This window comes from Microbacterium esteraromaticum, from assembly GCF_016907315.1.
In the GTDB taxonomy this organism is placed as follows: domain Bacteria; phylum Actinomycetota; class Actinomycetes; order Actinomycetales; family Microbacteriaceae; genus Microbacterium; species Microbacterium esteraromaticum.
Genome location: NZ_JAFBBS010000001.1, coordinates 594,847 through 610,356, shown reverse-complemented (window position 1 = coordinate 610,356; position 15,510 = coordinate 594,847). Strand labels below are relative to the sequence as shown.

Annotated in this window: 19 protein-coding genes; 8 read left to right on the top strand and 11 right to left on the bottom strand. The window is 67.3% G+C overall.

Annotated features, from left to right (window positions below; all coding sequences use genetic code 11):
* Positions 1-21: 21 nt before the first annotated feature.
* The 8 genes from JOE67_RS03015 to JOE67_RS02980 all read right to left on the bottom strand — a co-directional run bounded on the left by JOE67_RS03015 (position 22) and on the right by JOE67_RS02980 (position 5,633).
* The gene (locus JOE67_RS03015; RefSeq protein ID WP_204974090.1) at positions 22-339 is read right to left on the bottom strand and encodes a hypothetical protein; all 318 of its coding nucleotides are present in this window, start codon (positions 337-339) and stop codon (positions 22-24) included.
* A 328-nt stretch (positions 340-667) separates the two neighbouring features.
* Positions 668-1,885: an ATP-binding protein gene (locus tag JOE67_RS03010; RefSeq protein ID WP_204974089.1), complete on the bottom strand. Its 1,218-nt coding sequence runs from the start codon at positions 1,883-1,885 to the stop codon at positions 668-670.
* A complete protein-coding gene (locus tag JOE67_RS03005) occupies positions 1,882-2,610 on the bottom strand; it encodes a bifunctional DNA primase/polymerase (RefSeq protein ID WP_124895956.1) in 729 nt (242 codons plus the stop codon). Before JOE67_RS03005 ends, JOE67_RS03010 begins: the two co-directional genes overlap by 4 nt.
* Positions 2,607-2,903 (bottom strand): hypothetical protein, encoded by a 297-nt coding sequence (locus JOE67_RS03000; protein ID WP_124895955.1) that lies wholly within the window; start codon positions 2,901-2,903, stop codon positions 2,607-2,609. Before JOE67_RS03000 ends, JOE67_RS03005 begins: the two co-directional genes overlap by 4 nt.
* Positions 2,900-3,319, bottom strand: coding sequence for a hypothetical protein (locus JOE67_RS02995; RefSeq protein WP_124895954.1), 420 nt, complete (start codon positions 3,317-3,319; stop codon positions 2,900-2,902). Before JOE67_RS02995 ends, JOE67_RS03000 begins: the two co-directional genes overlap by 4 nt.
* Positions 3,316-3,528 (bottom strand): hypothetical protein, encoded by a 213-nt coding sequence (locus JOE67_RS02990; protein ID WP_124895953.1) that lies wholly within the window; start codon positions 3,526-3,528, stop codon positions 3,316-3,318. The genes JOE67_RS02995 and JOE67_RS02990 overlap by 4 nt, the downstream gene beginning before the upstream one ends.
* A gap of 181 nt (positions 3,529-3,709) precedes the next feature.
* A complete protein-coding gene (locus tag JOE67_RS02985; protein ID WP_204974088.1) occupies positions 3,710-4,006 on the bottom strand; it encodes a hypothetical protein in 297 nt (98 codons plus the stop codon).
* A gap of 211 nt (positions 4,007-4,217) precedes the next feature.
* A complete protein-coding gene (locus JOE67_RS02980) occupies positions 4,218-5,633 on the bottom strand; it encodes a recombinase family protein (protein WP_124895951.1) in 1,416 nt (471 codons plus the stop codon).
* Between the two features lie 158 nt (positions 5,634-5,791).
* Between JOE67_RS02980 and JOE67_RS02975 the strand changes: the two genes are divergently transcribed.
* From JOE67_RS02975 to JOE67_RS02960, 4 genes are read left to right on the top strand one after another with little or no spacing between them, the layout of a single operon-like run.
* Positions 5,792-5,977, top strand: coding sequence for a hypothetical protein (locus JOE67_RS02975; protein WP_204974087.1), 186 nt, complete (start codon positions 5,792-5,794; stop codon positions 5,975-5,977).
* Between the two features lie 12 nt (positions 5,978-5,989).
* Positions 5,990-6,391, top strand: a complete 402-nt coding sequence (locus tag JOE67_RS02970; RefSeq protein ID WP_204974086.1) for a TadE/TadG family type IV pilus assembly protein — start codon at positions 5,990-5,992, stop codon at positions 6,389-6,391.
* Positions 6,360-6,833, top strand: a complete 474-nt coding sequence (locus tag JOE67_RS02965; protein WP_338041477.1) for a TadE family protein — start codon at positions 6,360-6,362, stop codon at positions 6,831-6,833. Before JOE67_RS02970 ends, JOE67_RS02965 begins: the two co-directional genes overlap by 32 nt.
* A gap of 23 nt (positions 6,834-6,856) precedes the next feature.
* Positions 6,857-7,264, top strand: a complete 408-nt coding sequence (locus JOE67_RS02960) for a hypothetical protein (protein WP_338041476.1) — start codon at positions 6,857-6,859, stop codon at positions 7,262-7,264.
* A 16-nt stretch (positions 7,265-7,280) separates the two neighbouring features.
* Here JOE67_RS02960 and JOE67_RS02955 read toward each other — a convergent pair whose 3' ends face one another.
* Positions 7,281-8,504, bottom strand: coding sequence for an MFS transporter (locus JOE67_RS02955; RefSeq protein WP_204974084.1), 1,224 nt, complete (start codon positions 8,502-8,504; stop codon positions 7,281-7,283).
* A gap of 133 nt (positions 8,505-8,637) precedes the next feature.
* Here JOE67_RS02955 and prfB point away from each other — a divergent pair, with 133 nt between their 5' ends.
* Positions 8,638-9,747, top strand: a complete 1,110-nt coding sequence (prfB, locus tag JOE67_RS02950; protein WP_204974083.1) for a peptide chain release factor 2 — start codon at positions 8,638-8,640, stop codon at positions 9,745-9,747.
* An 88-nt stretch (positions 9,748-9,835) separates the two neighbouring features.
* On the opposite strand, the gene JOE67_RS15460 is transcribed toward prfB, so the two are convergent.
* The gene (locus JOE67_RS15460) at positions 9,836-10,876 is read right to left on the bottom strand and encodes a DUF2510 domain-containing protein (protein ID WP_239527958.1); all 1,041 of its coding nucleotides are present in this window, start codon (positions 10,874-10,876) and stop codon (positions 9,836-9,838) included.
* Between the two features lie 167 nt (positions 10,877-11,043).
* Between JOE67_RS15460 and ftsE the strand changes: the two genes are divergently transcribed.
* The 3 genes from ftsE to smpB all read left to right on the top strand — a co-directional run bounded on the left by ftsE (position 11,044) and on the right by smpB (position 13,526).
* On the top strand, positions 11,044-12,072 hold the full coding sequence (gene ftsE / locus JOE67_RS02940) for a cell division ATP-binding protein FtsE (RefSeq protein ID WP_204974082.1): 1,029 nt from the start codon (positions 11,044-11,046) through the stop codon (positions 12,070-12,072).
* Positions 12,069-12,983: a permease-like cell division protein FtsX gene (ftsX, locus tag JOE67_RS02935; protein WP_204974081.1), complete on the top strand. Its 915-nt coding sequence runs from the start codon at positions 12,069-12,071 to the stop codon at positions 12,981-12,983. The genes ftsE and ftsX overlap by 4 nt, the downstream gene beginning before the upstream one ends.
* Before the next feature lie 66 nt (positions 12,984-13,049).
* The gene (gene smpB, locus JOE67_RS02930; protein ID WP_204974080.1) at positions 13,050-13,526 is read left to right on the top strand and encodes an SsrA-binding protein SmpB; all 477 of its coding nucleotides are present in this window, start codon (positions 13,050-13,052) and stop codon (positions 13,524-13,526) included.
* 3 nt (positions 13,527-13,529) lie between these two features.
* Here smpB and JOE67_RS02925 read toward each other — a convergent pair whose 3' ends face one another.
* The gene (locus JOE67_RS02925) at positions 13,530-15,395 is read right to left on the bottom strand and encodes a S9 family peptidase (RefSeq protein WP_204974079.1); all 1,866 of its coding nucleotides are present in this window, start codon (positions 15,393-15,395) and stop codon (positions 13,530-13,532) included.
* Positions 15,396-15,510 lie beyond the last annotated feature (115 nt).

The window sequence follows — 15,510 nt, the reverse complement described above, 5'->3', positions numbered from 1 at the left end:
CATCCCACGCGTCCTCGGGAGTCACTGGCTCGGCGCCCTGTACGCACGAACAGTGCGGACCATGAACAGGTCGGGAGAGACCTCGACCTGACGCCGGACCTCGACCATGCGAACCTTCCGGCGCTTCCGTCCGTAGTAGAGCAGCGCTCTCACGGTCGCCCGAGTAAAGCCGGTGGTGTCCACGAGGTCATCGACCGTGTGCGTGCCGTCGTTGAGCAGCGCGCGAATCTCCGCCCACACGGCGCTCAGTTCAGGCGCGCGCTCGTCGCCGCCGTTCAGGACTACCTCGACGTAGGGTTTATCGATCTCGGCTGTCTCGGTGCGGATGGTGTCAGTCATGATCTAGATGTCCTTCTTCGGTAGATGAGGCGGAACGCGGCTGAAGTCGTAGTCGGCCGATTCCGCCTGAGCGTGATGCTCGGTTGCCCCTTGGCCAGAGACCGGCAGATTGCGCGTACAGAGAGGCGTCGCGTGCGTTTCGTGCGTGTGGGGTGTGTCTTCCGGTGCGGTGGAGTACTCGGCCACACAGCCGGTGTGGTGTAAACCACCCCCAAGACCCACCCCCAGAGATTGGGGTTGAGCCGCCCCCCGCTTAGCCACCTACCCCACCCCCTCCTCTCTTTTAAGAGAGGGGGGCGGTGGTGGTGGTTGTGCTGGGTAGTGGTGGTCAGGAGGTAGGCAGTGAGTACCATTTCGACTTCCCGTTTCCTTCGTCACGCAGAACCACGCGCTCGGCCTTGGTCGCTTTCTTGAGCTCCTCGGCTGCCGTGTGTTTGGTGATGCCCTTGATGCCCGCGTTGATGATCTGAGACGACCTGCGTTCGCCGGGTTCGTTGCCGTCGATTTCCTCGCCCTTGGCGACTGCCTCCATGTCCAGTTCCTTCTGCTTTTTGAGCCACTCGACCAGCCGGTCGTAGAGGACCGTCTTGCTCTCCTCGGGTACGTCCGTCTTGAACTCCAGGCGCTTGAAGTCGTCCATCAGGACCACACCTCGGGGGATGTTCACGTCACGGCCGTACGCCTGGAAGTAGTGGATCGATGTGGGGTCGTTGACCTCCTGCAGGGTTCCGTTCCAGATGGCATCGGGCCACCCCAACAGGCGGCTATCACCGGAGGCGCGCTGAGCACCATGGCCGTAGTGGTGCACGATCAGCCCCTCGCTGATGCCCGCCTCGACCTTGAGCGCTGCGAACGCCTGGAGGAACTCACCCAGCTCGTTCGATTCCTTGAGTCCGATCGCGTCGATGATTGGTCGCAGCGGGTCCAAGATGAGTACCTCGGCACCGGCGTCCTCGATGATCCGCGCCCACAGCGCCCGTGTGGCGTCGTCGGTGATCCGGAAAGCACCAGCCCTGCCCCGCATGGGTACGAGCGCCATGTTGCGCCTGTTGCGGATGCTCTGCTCCCGCATCCAGTCCTGGAGCATGTGCTCCGACATCTCGAAGTCGAGCAGCGCTACCGTCCGTGTCTCGACCACTTCGAAGTGATCCATGAACGGGTCGCCGTCAACGAGCGAGCGGGCAAGGTTGCCGACGATGGTCGTCTTGCCACCCTTGCTCTGTGCTGCGAGTAGGACGTTGCCGTCCGCCTGCCACAGGCCGTCGATCAGGTACTTCTGCGGAGGCATCTTGCGGCGCAGGAACCGATCCAGCGTCTCCAGCTTCGGAATCTCCAGCGCGCCCGCCTTCTCCTCGGCCAGGCGACGCTTAGCCTCCTCCCCGATCTGGATCGAGCGCACCCGTTCCTCGACGGCCTCCTCGTAGTCCTTCTGCGCGATCAGCGCCTTCTCTTCCGGCGTGAGGGTGCCATCTCCCGAGGCAGGTTTCGGCTTCCGGACAGGACGCTTCTTGGGAGCGCCACTGCGGCTAGACGGTGCGGAGGTCATGCTGATGCCTTTCTCACGGACTCGACGATGCGGCGAGCCTCCTGCGGCGTGAAGCCGAGATCCTCTGCGGCCTCGATGAGCCGGTTCATCTGACGCTCGGGTGCCCCCTGCTCCACAGCCCTGCGAACTGCCCAGTGATAGGCGTCGTGCCGCTGGCCCTTCTCCTGCCGACGCACGTAGGCGATCAGCGCACTGACGTCCCGACCGTTCCCGGCTCCGCGAGTGATGTGCACCTTCGGTCGGATGAGGCGGACAACCTCAAGGGGGAGTCGTGCCACGGGTACGTCGTCACCCCAGCGGTAGCGCTTGCCGGTGTCGGGGTGCACGCTCGGCGGCATGACCACCTGTGCGCGCGTGAGCACGTCGATGCCAGCGGGCATGCGCACCTTGGTCGTCTTCGGGAACGGGCGGAGGTAGTGAAGATGCACCGAGCCGTCTCCCCGGCCGGACAGGATCGAAAGCGTAGGTGGCATCTTGACCCCGGCCAGGTCTTCCAGAGCTTCGAGAGAGCCACCGTTGTGCGGGTCGATGTCGATCACGACGTGGTTGAGCGGGATGACCGCGCCGACGTTGAAGTCCTGCTCGGCCCACCAGCCCTTGATCGTGTCGCGGTCGGTGGTGGCCTCTTCCATCCAGCCGGGGAGGAAGGGCTTCTTGCCGTTGAGTGGGACCACGCGCCAGCCCGCACGGGCCAGTCGCAGAGCAGCGCCTACCGGGACCGTCATCGTTCGGCCCTGCCATCAAACACGTAGTCGATGACGACGTTGAGCCAGTACTGACCCAGCAGCGCATCGAGCGCTACGGACTCCTCCCACACGATGCCGGGGCGTGCCACCAGCTCGTCGTGGATGGCGCTGAGGACGCGGGTGACCGCCATGCGCACGCGGGCATCGGTGACCGGCGACCAGCTATCGCGAGTGCCGACGCCTGCCACCTTGACCTTCAGCCGGCGAGCGGCCTCAGCTTCGATGGTCCCGTCTCCCAGAATCGCCTTGATGCTCTGGTCTGCGGCGATCACTGGTCGGCCCCGCCGTCATCGCTGGGGTCATCCTCATCGTCGTCCTGCTCGATCACGAGGTACAGCCGGAGTGGCTCATCCGGGGCGAAGTAGACGACGCCCTGGCAGTCCTGGCACTTCGGGAAGGTGCGGTCGGTGGTGGTGAAGCCGCGTCCTGTGTGGTCTCGCCAGAGGTCTTCCAGACCCAGCGCGAGACCCTCCTTCGTCGGCCACGAGGCGAAGTCGTAGTTGAACGAGCCGTGGCTGCTGTAGACGTGGGTATACCCGTATGCATGCGTGGTGACGTCGGAGATGTTGATGGCACGCTCGGCCCACGGCTCGAACCATGCCAGGTCAGGCCCGAACTGAAGCGCGTTGTTCGCTTCGGTCTCAGTGAGGGAGTGCTTGCTCGGGTAGTCGGCGGGGAACTTCTTCATCGCTGACCCCCTGCCTTGAGGAGAGTCGTCAGTGTCCTGATCTGGCCGGGGTTCAGGGGTGGCGCGGTTGTGAGTGCGCGGTCGATGGCATCGGCGATCTGCGCCTCTGCCAGGTTGCGGCGTGCAACGGTCTCCCGCTCGGGGTCCTTGAGTCGGACAGCGACAGCGACGTGCGCCGACGCAGTGAGCGTGCGAGTGATAGTAGCCATGGGAGCTTTCCTTCAGCGAAGTACTGACTCCCGCTGAGGAGCTCGACCAGGGGCTCTGATCTAGGCACCGGGGCTATGTCCGTCTCGCGTACGGCTCCCACCGGCTTGTAAGCCATGAAATGTGACCGTGCCTTGTATCCCGCCGATCACCAGCGGTATTCAGTTGTAAAGTCTGCCGGTGCTAGACCGTCAGGTGCTTGCCTTCGTCTGCGGCGAGCTGGAGCTTCTGCTGAAGCTCGTCGTGAGTGTACACCGGACGGTTGCCGCACTGGCACTCAAACACGGGGCGTGGTCGTATCTCGATCTTGCCTTCGTCGTTCATTCCTCCGGCCCAGTCCTTGCCAGAGTCGGCGTGGTCGATCCGATCCCAGAAAGTACCCGACTCGGACCACTCGTAGCGGGCGATCTCACGACGAGAGTGTGCATGCCGGGACGTGCCCCTGCAGAGCACCTTGATCGTGTATCGCTGGTTTGCCATGCCATAAGCCTTGCCGACCGGGGCCATCTCCGCTCGTCAGGAAATGCCGCAAAATGACGCCGTGCATAGCGGCCGTAGGGAAAGACTCGCTGCAAACTTGTGGCGTGCCTCGGCGTGTCGCAGGCCAGCAACGGCTCTCTGCGACCGCCTGCGTCGTTCGGTGGTCGCGGGTACGGCGTAACGCGCAGACGCCCGTTTGTGCCCGGAGGGCTCAGCTACGCCAGACCACCTGCACGGTGTCGGGGTCGAACGCCTTCCCGCTCCCACTCGGCAGGATCGTCACCGTCACGAGGGTGTCCATCACCGCGCGCTTGACATCCATGCTGAGGCCATGCCACACCTCGCCCGCGTTGGCTCCGATCAGATCGGCAGGTATAGCCGGGGGGAGTGCGGCGTCCAGTGCGGTGGCGGCTTGTGCGCGGTCAGCTCTCAGGCGTTCGGTGATGCGCGTGAGCTGTGCCGCGTCGATCGTGCCTGCCGCAAACATGTCGGCCGCGTTGGTCAGGCGCGCGTCGATAGCCTCGATAGAGTCGCGAGCCTCTTGCAGAGCTACCGGGTCGCCCGTCGCGAAAAGCTGTGCGGCGTCGGGCATTTCCAGTCGCCCAACCACGATGCCCTCGACCATCTTGTCCACCAGATCCTGAATGCGGCGCACGCGGTAGCACGCACTGCACACGTAGCTCGGAGGCTGACGCTTGGTCCCGCCGGACTTGGTGGTCGTCTTACGCCCTACGGCGCGCACCATCACACCGCCGCACAACACTGGCTCGCCCTTGTCGTCCAAAGTGCCGGTCGGGCGTCCGCAACGGGCGATGCCTCCCAGCAGGTACTTGGGTGCTCTGCCCACGGGGGCGGTCCGTCTAACAGGGTCTGTCAACGCGGCCTTCAATCGTTCGTGCGTGTCCTCGTCAATCACACGAGGGGAATCGTCTGGCGTGCGGCCCACGACCTGGCCTCGGTGGACCGTCAGCCCTGCCAACGAGGGGCGAAGTAGTAGTTGCTTGAGGGTGGTGCTGTTCCACTTTGCACCACGGCCAGGGGTCGGGATGCCCTGTGCATCGAGGTCCTTGCAGATCGCTCGTAGCGATTCGCCATGGAGTACGCGCCTCACTGCCGACCGGATCGTCGCAGCCTCAGCGTCGTCCAGGACCACGGTGGTACCCGCACGCCGGTATCCGTATCCGACGCGTCCAGTGCGGACCCCATTAGCGGCGCGTTGCACGTTTGCGGCGACCTGGCGCGTGGCCTTCTGCTCGCCCTCGTACTGGCTCCATGCGGCAACGGTTCGCGCTACTGCACGGCCAGCCGGTGTCGTCAGGTCCAGGGTGCCTGCCGTGACGGTGTAGACCGGCACGTTCAGTGTGATCACCCGCTCGAGGTCCCGGGTCAGACGCAACAAGCGGTCTTGATGCCAAGCGATGATGGCCGTGGGCTTGGTCTTCAGCATGGCCTCGAAGCCGGGACGAGCCTTGCCGCTGGTGGCGCTGATGTCGTTGTCCGAGTGCACCGCCATCACCTTGAGTCCGAGACGGTCGGCCAGCGCGCGGCACTCCTGCTCCTGGCGAGTCACGGCCAGCGCCTCACCAGTGCGGTCGATGCTGACGCGGGTGTATATGACGCAATCCATAAAGGTACTTTAATACCATGCTCTAGCCGCTCGTGTTCCTGATCCTGCCGTTGAGCGTCCTGTTCGCGGTCTACCCCGGTCTGTTCATTCTGCGACTGGGGCTGGGCTGAACGCAGCCTCGTCGCACACACGATCCGCTATCCGATTGGGGAAGAGAAATGAAGACGCTGAAGAGATGGTTCGCTGCTGGTCGTGGGCTCGTCGACGACGAACGGGGAGACGTGCCCGGCTGGGTTCTGGTGACGCTCATGACGGCCGCGCTCGTCGTGGTGATCTGGGCTGTCGCCGGCCCTGCCCTCGTCAACCTGTTCGAGCAGGCGATCTCGCGCGTCTCGGGCCTCTGATCGGAGCCGGCGATGCACGCGCGATCACTCGACGACGATGACCGGGGCTCGAGTCCCGTCGAGTTCGTGCTGGTCGGCGCGCTGCTGACCGCCCTGACCCTCGCGGTGCTGCAGGTGGCCCTCGCCGTGTACGTCCGCAACGTCGTGCACGACGCGGCGGTCGAAGGAGCGCACTATGCCGCGCTCGCAGACACGTCCCTCGAGGAGGGCGCATCGCGCACGAAGGCGGTGATCATCCGTGCGGTCGGCGCGGACTATGCCGACGACATCGCGGTGGGTGAAGACGACAGCCTCGGATATCCCTGCGTGACGGTGCGAGTGCGCACGGCCCTCCCCGTGCTGGGGCTCGTCGGCGTGCCGTATGGAATGGAGGTGGAAGCCCGTGCACCCGTCGAATCGTTCGGAGAGGAGTGAATCGCTGATCGGCGATGAGAGGGGCTCCGCGGCTCTCGAGTTCATGGTGGCAGGCGTGCTCATGCTGGTTCCGCTCGCCTACCTCGTGCTCGTGCTGGGCGCGGTGCAGGAGCAGACGCTCGGCGCCGAGGCCGCTGCTCGTCACACCGCGCGAGTGATCGGTCAGGCGCCGGATGCCGACACCGCGACCGAGCGAGGTGACGCGGTGCTGGCGGGGATCGTCCGCGAGTACGGGATGGATGCGGATGCCGTCGGCGTGAGGATCACCTGCCGGCCGGCCGCCCGGGAGTGCCCGACGGCCGGCGCCACCGTGATCGTCACCGTGCGCACGCAGGTGTCGCTGCCCTTTCTGCCGCCGATCTTCGGACTGGACGAGCTGACGGCGATCCCCGTCGAGGCGCAGTCGGCGCAGAAGGTGTCGCGTCAGTGGGGAAGCGGATGAGAACCCGCCGAAGGAATCGCATTGTGTTGACCGACGATGAGGGCAGCGTGCTTCCGATGGTCGTGGGGTACGCGCTGCTCGCGGCGGCGCTCCTCTTCGTATGCGTGTGCGCCACCGACCTCTACATCGCACAGAAGCGCCTCGACTCACTTGCCGATGCGGCTGCGCTCGCCGCATCAGACGGCTTCATCCTGAGATCCGAGGGGGCGGACGTACGGGCAGAGCTCACCGACGACGACGTGCGCGACCAGGCAGAGGCGCTGGTCGACGCTGTGGACTCGGAGGCGACTCTCGTGTCGGCAGGCACCCCTGATGGTGTCACGGCCCGAGTCACGGTCGCCGCGGACTGGCATCCGCCGCTCTTCTCGGCCTTCGTGCCCGACGGCGTGCCACTCGAAGCCACCGCGACGAGCCGAACGGCACTGCGGTAGCGGACGGCAGCAGAGTTCAGTCGTCGTGCCGCGGCAGGAAACGCGGCGTCCACACGGCGAAGCCCGCCGCGCCCAGCAGCGCCACGCCGCCCATCATGCCGGTAGCGAGCGGCAGCGAGGCCAGGGCCACGATCGATGCGATCACCACCGGGGCCGCCGCGCCGCCGGCATCCGTCAGCGTCCGCCACGCGCCGAGGAAGGTCGCGGGATCGGTCTCGGGCGCGAGATCGGCGCCGTAGGTGAGCAGGATGCCGCTCGACAGGCCGTTGCCCAGGCCCAGCACAGCGGCCATCAGCGCGTACCACATCGACGCCTGATCGAGATCGTGGGTGAGGGAGAGGGCGATCAGCCCGACGCCCATGAGCAGCATGGCCGGCAGCGCCGCCCAGATGCGACCGAAGCGGTCCATCACCTGACCGCTCGCGTAGAACAGCGCGAAGTCGATCGCGCCCGAGACACCCACGACGATCGCGATCGTGCTCGCATCGAGCCCCAGCGACACACCCCACAGCGGCACGATGACCTGGCGCGCAGAGCGCACGGCCGACAGCGCCGCCGCCGCGGTGCCGAGACGCATCAGCACCCCGCGGTAATACGAGATGGTGGCGAGCACGCCATACCGGTCACGGGTCGGGATGGATCCGGTGACCACCTCTCCCGAATCCTCGGCGACCGCGGCACCGGTCGGCTTCAGCAGCACGGGACTGCTCTTCTCGGGGTCGGGGCCGAACAGCACCAGCGGCACGATCGCCGCACAGCACACGATCAGCGCCCAGATCGTCGACTGCTCGGATCCGGTCAGCTGGATCAGCGCCGCCGCGACGAACGGCCCGATGAACACGCCGAAGCGGAAGCTTCCGCCCAGCAGCGACAGGGCCCGCGCGCGGAACCGCGGTGGCACCCTGGTGGTCATGAACGCGTGCCTCGCCAGGCCGAACGCGGCGGCGCAGAAGCCGAGCACGAACACCGAGACGGCGAACAGCGCAAGAGCGTCGGCCAGCAGCATCACGACACCGGCCGCGATCGACAGCGCGCCGGCCACGACCATCGTGAAGCGCTCGCCGATCTTCGCGACCAGCGCGCCGGCGGGCAGATTGCCGCACAGCTGACCGATCACGAGGGCCGATGCCACGAGGGCGGCGAGCGAGACGTCGGCGCCGAGCCGGGTGGCGATCACCGGGATGAGCGGGATCACGGCGCCCTCGCCGAGCGAGAAGAGCACGGTGGGCGCGTAGACCATCGGTCCGAAACGTCTCAGAACACTCGCCGCACTGTCGCTCACAAGGCTCACGCTAGCCCCGACGGCACGCGACCGACGGCGGGACATACCGCGGTCAGAGAAGCAGGGCCGCGGCGCGATAAGGTTGACTGCCATGTTCGAACTCGATCTCTCCGCCGACATACAGGCCCTGCGACACACCTTCGGCGACATCCGCGAGGTCGTCGACGTCGATTCTCTGCGCGAAGACATCGCGCGACTCAGCGAGGAAGCGGGCGCCCCCGACCTCTGGGACGACCCCGAGAAGGCGCAGAAGGTCACGAGCGCGCTCAGCCACAAGCAGGCTGACCTCAAGCGCGTCACCGAGGTCGAGCGCCGTCTCGACGACCTCGACGTTCTCGTCGAGCTCGCGAACGAGATGCAGGACGAGGACTCCGCTGCCGAAGCGCGCGCTGAGCTCGAATCGCTGACCCAGACCATCAACCAGCTCGAAGTGCAGACGCTGCTCGACGGCGAATACGACGAGCGCAACGCGATCATCACGATCCGCTCGGGCGCAGGCGGCGACGACGCCACCGACTTCGCCGAGATGCTCATGCGCATGTACCTGCGCTGGGCCGAGCAGCACGGCTACCCCGTGAAGGTGCTCGACACCTCGTACGCCGAGGGCGCAGGCATCAAGTCGGCCACGTTCGAGGTCACCGCCCCGTACGCGTTCGGCACGCTGTCGGTCGAGGCCGGCACGCACCGCCTCGCCCGCATCAGCCCGTTCGGCTCCGCCGACAAGCGCCAGACCTCGTTCGCCGCCGTCGAGGTCATCCCGCTGATGGAAGAGGCGACCGAGGTCGAGATCCCCGAGAACGACATCCGCGTCGACGTGTTCCGCTCGTCGGGACCGGGCGGGCAGTCGGTCAACACCACCGACTCGGCCGTGCGCCTCACCCACCTGCCGACCGGCATCGTCGTGTCGATGCAGAACGAGAAGTCGCAGATCCAGAACCGCGCGGCCGCCATGCGCGTGCTGCAGACCCGCCTACTGCTGCTGCAGAAGGAAGAAGAGGCGGCGAAGAAGAAGGAGCTCGCGGGCAACATCACCGCGAGCTGGGGCGACCAGATGCGCTCGTACTTCCTCTACGGCCAGCAGCTGGTCAAGGACCTGCGCACCGGGCACGAGTCGGGCAACCCGGCCAGCGTGTTCGACGGCGACCTCGACGACTTCATCTCGGCGGGCATCCGCTGGCGCAAGCGCAAAGAAGAGGACTGACCCTCACTCCGACGCGCGAGACGCGTGCGCGACATGAGAACGGGCCCGGGAGCAGTGCTCCCGGGCCCGTTCTCGCATCTGCGCCTGGTCAGCTGCAGGCGGATGCCGAATCCGTGAACGTCTTCGCGAAGTCGAGCGCATCCATGGGGTCGGCGAAGTCGGTGCTGCCCTCGGCGACGGTCTGAAGGGCCTCATCGCTCATCTCGGATGCGTAGAACTCATCGCTGAGGCACACGATCACCTCATCGGGGAACGGGCTGGAACCCGTGTCGGCGACGATCGTCTCGATACCGGGAGCGAGCTCCTCGGGTGTCGGGCGTTCCGCGCTGCCCTCGGGCGCGGACGACTCGTCCGGCCACGGCTCCTGGCTGGAGTAGGGGCTCGACGGCGAATTCCACGAGTCGTCGGCGTAGCTGGCGAAGAACGTGACGGCGAGCACGATCGACGCGACGATGCCCATCACGACCGACAGGATCAGGCCGACGATGCCTGGCCACTTCACGGTGTTCTTGATGAACAGGGCGATGATCGACACCACGAAGGCGGCGAACAGCAGGAATGAACCGATGCCGAACGTCACGAGGTTCGGGATGCAGGCGATGATGCCACCGACGACCGCGAGGCCGAGACCGATGTAGCCGAGCACGGGGGTCTTGCGAGGTCCGGGCTCGGGTGCGGCGTACGCGCCGTAGGCGGCGTCGGTGCCATAGGGCGCCGGAGCGGCGTAGGGGTTCTGGGCGTCGTAGGCGCCGGCACCCGGGTATCCGGCCTGACCGTAGGGGGCCTGACCGTACGGCTCCTGGCCGTAGGGGGTCTGCCCGTACGGGGCCCGGCCGTATGCGCTCTGCGGGTAGCCGTCGTCCGAGACGGGCGGGTAGGCCGCCGTGGGCTGCGCGTCCTGCTGGGCTGCCGGGCTCTCCTGCGCGCCGGGTGCGACCGGAGGCTCGTACGAGGCGGCGGATGCCTGGGCATCCAGTGCCTCGCCGGCCGCCTCCCCGCCGGCGAGAACCGTGCCGCCTTCTTCGGGCAGGGCGGGCGTCTCGGGCACGAAGTGGTCGGTCCACTGCTCACCGTCCCACCAGCGCTGGCGTCCCGATCCGTCGTCGTACCATCCTGCGGGAACGCTCATGGCGCCTCCTCGTCTGCGTGTCCGTCTGCGCCGCCGGCGGTGAGCCCGCGACATCCCCTCATGGCGCATCAGCGCCTCTACGTGTATATCAGTCGCCGTCGACGGGAAAGACACGGGGGAGTGTCGCTGAGCATCGGCGACGACCCCGCGCATAGGCTCGTATGGCCATGATCCGGTTCGAGAACGTCACCAAACGCTACCGCGGCACCACACGACCCGCTCTGTCAGAAGTCGACTTCGACGTCGAGGCGGGCGAGTTCGTCTTCCTCGTCGGGGCTTCGGGCTCTGGAAAGTCGACCTGCCTGCGGCTGATCCTTCGCGAAGATGTCCCCACCAGCGGCCGGGTCGCCGTGCTCGGGCGCGACCTGCGCTCGCTCGCGAACCGCAAGGTGCCCTACTTCCGCCGGCACATCGGATCGGTGTTCCAGGACTTCCGCCTGCTGCCATCGAAGACCGTGGCGCAGAACGTCGCCTTCTCGCTGCAGGTGATCGGCTCGTCGCGCGGGTTCATCCAGCAGGCCGTGCCCGAGGCGCTGGCCCTCGTGGGCCTCGACGGCAAGGCCAAGCGGATGCCGCACGAGCTCTCGGGTGGTGAGCAGCAGCGTGTCGCGATCGCGCGCGCCATCGTCAACCGTCCGAAGGTGCTGCTCGCCGACGAGCCCACCGGAAACCTCGACCCCGCGACCTCGGTGGGCATCATGCAGCTGCTCACCCGCATCAACGCGGGCGGCACGACCGTCGTCATGGCGACGCACGAGGCGGCCTTCGTCGACCAGATGCAGCGCCGCGTCATCGAGCTGAAGAACGGCGAGATGGTGCGCGACGAGGTCGGCGGCGGATACGGCGACACCTCCAGCATCCCCCGCCTCACCCCCGAAGCGGTGCCGGGTGCTGCCGCCGCGGCCGCCCTCACCGCCGTGCAGGAGGTGCAGCGCGAGACGATCACCGCGGCCACCGTCACGACGCCTCCTGTCGAGACGGCGTCGGCGCCGACATCGGGTCCGGATGCCCGGCATCCGGTAGAACCAGCCGACCAGCAACCGCCGGCGGTGCCCACACCGGCCGAGGAACCGGCGACCGTCGGTCCTCGAACCAACCCGATCGTGATCCCGGAGGTGGAGGTCGCCGAACTCGGCATGGCCGACCGTCTCGGCCTCTCGGGTGACGACGACGAGGAAGTGGGCCCGACCTCATGAACTTCGGACTCATCGTCGGCGAGGCGCTGATCGGCCTTCGCCGCAACATCTCCATGGTCATCTCGGTGGTGCTGGTCACCTTCGTCTCGTTGACGTTCGTCGGCGCGGCGATCCTCATGCAGACGCAGATTCAGACGATGCGCGGCTACTGGGGCGAGAAGGCCGAGGTGACCATCTACATGTGCTCGCCGCTGTCGACCTCCGACAACTGCACGGCCGCCGAGGCGACCGAGGATCAGATCAAGACGGTGAAGGACGACCTCGCCGGGCCCGCGCTCAAGCCCCTCATCAGCGAGGTGGGCTTCGACGACAAGGAGACCACCTACCAGAACTGGGTCGAGCGCTTCGGTCAGGAGCAGGCCGACGCCTTCGGCGTCGAGAACATGGGTGTCGCCTTCCGCGTGACCATGAAGGACCCGCAGCAGTCACGCGTGCTCACCGAGGCGTTCTCGGGCAAGGCAGGCGTCGACGAGGTGCAGGATCAGCGCCGCCTGCTCGACCCGCTGTTCTCAGCCCTCACGGTCGCCACCTACATCGCCGTCGGCGTGGCAGCGCTCATGCTCGTCGCCGCCGTGCTGCTCATCGCCACGACGATTCGCCTGTCGGCCTACGCGCGTCGCAAGGAGATCGGCATCATGCGCCTGGTGGGCGCGTCGAACCGGTCGATCCAGACCCCGTTCGTTCTGGAGGGCGTCTTCGCGGCGTTCCTCGGATCGGTCTTCGCGAGTGCCGCCGTGCTCGCGGGGGTGAAGTGGGGCGTCGAGGGATATCTCGCCGAACGGGTGCCCTTCATGCGTCCGCTGGTCGACATGCAGGATGCCGTGTTCGTGGTGCCAGTGCTGATCGGCATCGGCGTCGTGCTCGCCGCCCTGTCGGCCGGATTCGCGATCCGCCGCTGGCTTCGCACCTGACCCGTTCGCACTGCGGACGCCCGACAGCCGTTATGCTGGTGGGCTGTCTGTCGTCAGGAGAACAACATGCCCAGGGAACGCGGGGAGAAGGTCGTCGCGACCAACCGTCGCGCACGTCACGACTACAACCTCGAGAAGTCGTTCGAAGCCGGCCTCGTGCTCACCGGCACCGAGGTCAAGTCGCTGCGCCAGGGGCGTGCCAACCTCAGTGACGGCTACGCCTACGTCAAGGGCGGCGAGGCGTACCTCGACGCCGTGCACATCCCCGAGTACTCGCAGGGGCACTGGACCAACCACTCGGCCAAGCGCATCCGCAAGCTGCTGCTGCACAAAGACGAGATCCGCAAGCTCGAGCACGCGGTATCGGCGGGCGGCTACACGCTCGTGCCGCTGAAGCTGTACTTCTCCGACGGCCGCGCGAAGGTGGAGATCGCCCTCGCGAAGGGCAAGAAGGAGTACGACAAGCGGCAGACTCTGCGCGAGCGTCAGGACACGCGCGAGGCCGAGCGCGCCATGCGACTGCGTAACCGCGTGGGGGAGTAGCGCTCAGACGGCGGCGGTGAACTCCGGCTGGAAGCCGAACGTCCGCCCCAGGAAGCGGAGCTCCGCCTCGAGCGATGCGATGATCGTCTCCGCGGCGCGGAAACCGTGCCCCTCGCCCTCGAACAGCAGGTACTCGTGGGGGACCCCTCGGGCATCCAGAGCATCCCTGATCGCCTCCGACTGCGACGGCGGCACGACCCGGTCGTCCGAACCCTGCTGAAGCAGCACCGGCACGTCGATCCGATCGACGTGCGACAGGGGCGAGCGCTCGATGTACACGCTCTCCGCCTCGGGCAGCGGCCCGACCAGGCCCTCGAGGTAGTGCGCTTCGAAGTCGTGCGTCTCGGCCGCGAGCATCCGGAGATCAGCCACTCCGTACCGTGAGATGCCGGCGCTGAAGGTGCCGCCCCGCACGAGCGCGCACAGCACCGTCCACCCGCCGGCCGATCCGCCGCGGATGGCGATCCGGTCGGGATCGGCGAGACCCGCGTCGGCCATGCCGCGGGCCGCGGCGATGACGTCGTCGACGTCGACGATGCCCCACTGCCCGTCCAGGCGCTCGCGGTACGCGCGGCCGTAGCCTGTCGAGCCGCCGTAGTTCACATCGAGCACGCCGATGCCGCGGCTGGTCCAGTACGCGTAGGCGGTGGATGCCGCACCCGAGACGTGCGAGGTCGGACCGCCGTGCACCATCACCACATACGGCGGCAATTCCCCGTCAGGAGCCGAGGCTCCAGGGTTCGTCGGCGGGTAGTCGAAGGCGTGCACCGGTCCGTGCGGGCCGTCGAAGGTCATTGGGCGCGCACGCGGCACCCAGCGGGCGTCGGCCTCGGCGCCGCCGGTGACCGTGGTGATCGTGCCGTCGTCGAGATCGACGCACCACAGCCCCGCGCCCACCGTGCGCCCCGCACCCGAGATGAGCACTCGCGAGCCCTGTGCGTCGTCGATGCTCGCTCCTGCCGTGATCGGCAGGGTCAGCAGCTCGACCGAGGCGCCGTCGGCTGAGATCTGCACGATCTCATCCGCCCCGTTCGTGCGCACCGCAACGGTCCGGCCGTCGTCGAGGCGCTGGTACCAGCGGTTGCCGAGCACCCACAGCCCACCGCCGGTGTCTGCGTCTGCCGCCGCGAAGGGGGTCGCGGTTCCGCCGAGGCGCACACGCTGCAGGTTCCAGCGGCCGGATGGATCGTCGAGGTACAGCAGCTCGTCGTCGCTCAGCCACTCCGGCTGCAGAGCCGCGTGCGTCGGGACCGCCTCGGCATCATCGCCATCGACCGGAGCGACATGCAGAAGCGCCTGCTCCCAGGGCATCCGCACGGTGCTCCACTGCACCCAGGCGAGACGGTCGCCGTCGGGGGAGAGCGCGGGATGCGCAACGAAGCCGCTGGTCGCGACGAACGTCCGCACCGCGGACTCGTCGTCGGCAGCAGAGCCGTCGAGGGGGATCTCGACGATCGCACGCTGGTGCTGCTCGGGCCGCAGATCCTCGCGCACGGCGAGCAGCCGGCCGTGCTGCATCCGAAGGCCGCCGTACGAGACGCCCGCCGGAGTCAGCGGCTGGGGCTCACCACCGCGCGGCGTTCGGTACACCCGCTGATCGGCGCCGTGCACGAAGCAGAGGGCGCCGTCAGCACCCGCTGTCCATGCGCCTCCGCCGTACTCGTGAACCCGCGAGCGAGCGTTCCACGGAGCGGAGAGCACCTCATCGCCGCTGGAGCTGCGCACCGTCACGCGACCGCCCTCGGCCGGCACCGATTCTCCCCACCAGATCTCGGCGCCGACGAAGCGGGCCCCGTCGATGCGAGGCGACGCCTGCGCGATCATCTGCGCGGTGAACGGAGAGGGCCACGAGCCATGAGGTGCGGTCATGCCTCGAGCCTAACCAGCCCCGTACCCGACACACGGCGTCACACAGTGTGCGTCGCGACGAGGGGCTGTCCTACCTTCTGAGAACACCCCCGCCCCGAGCATCGAAGGAGAACAC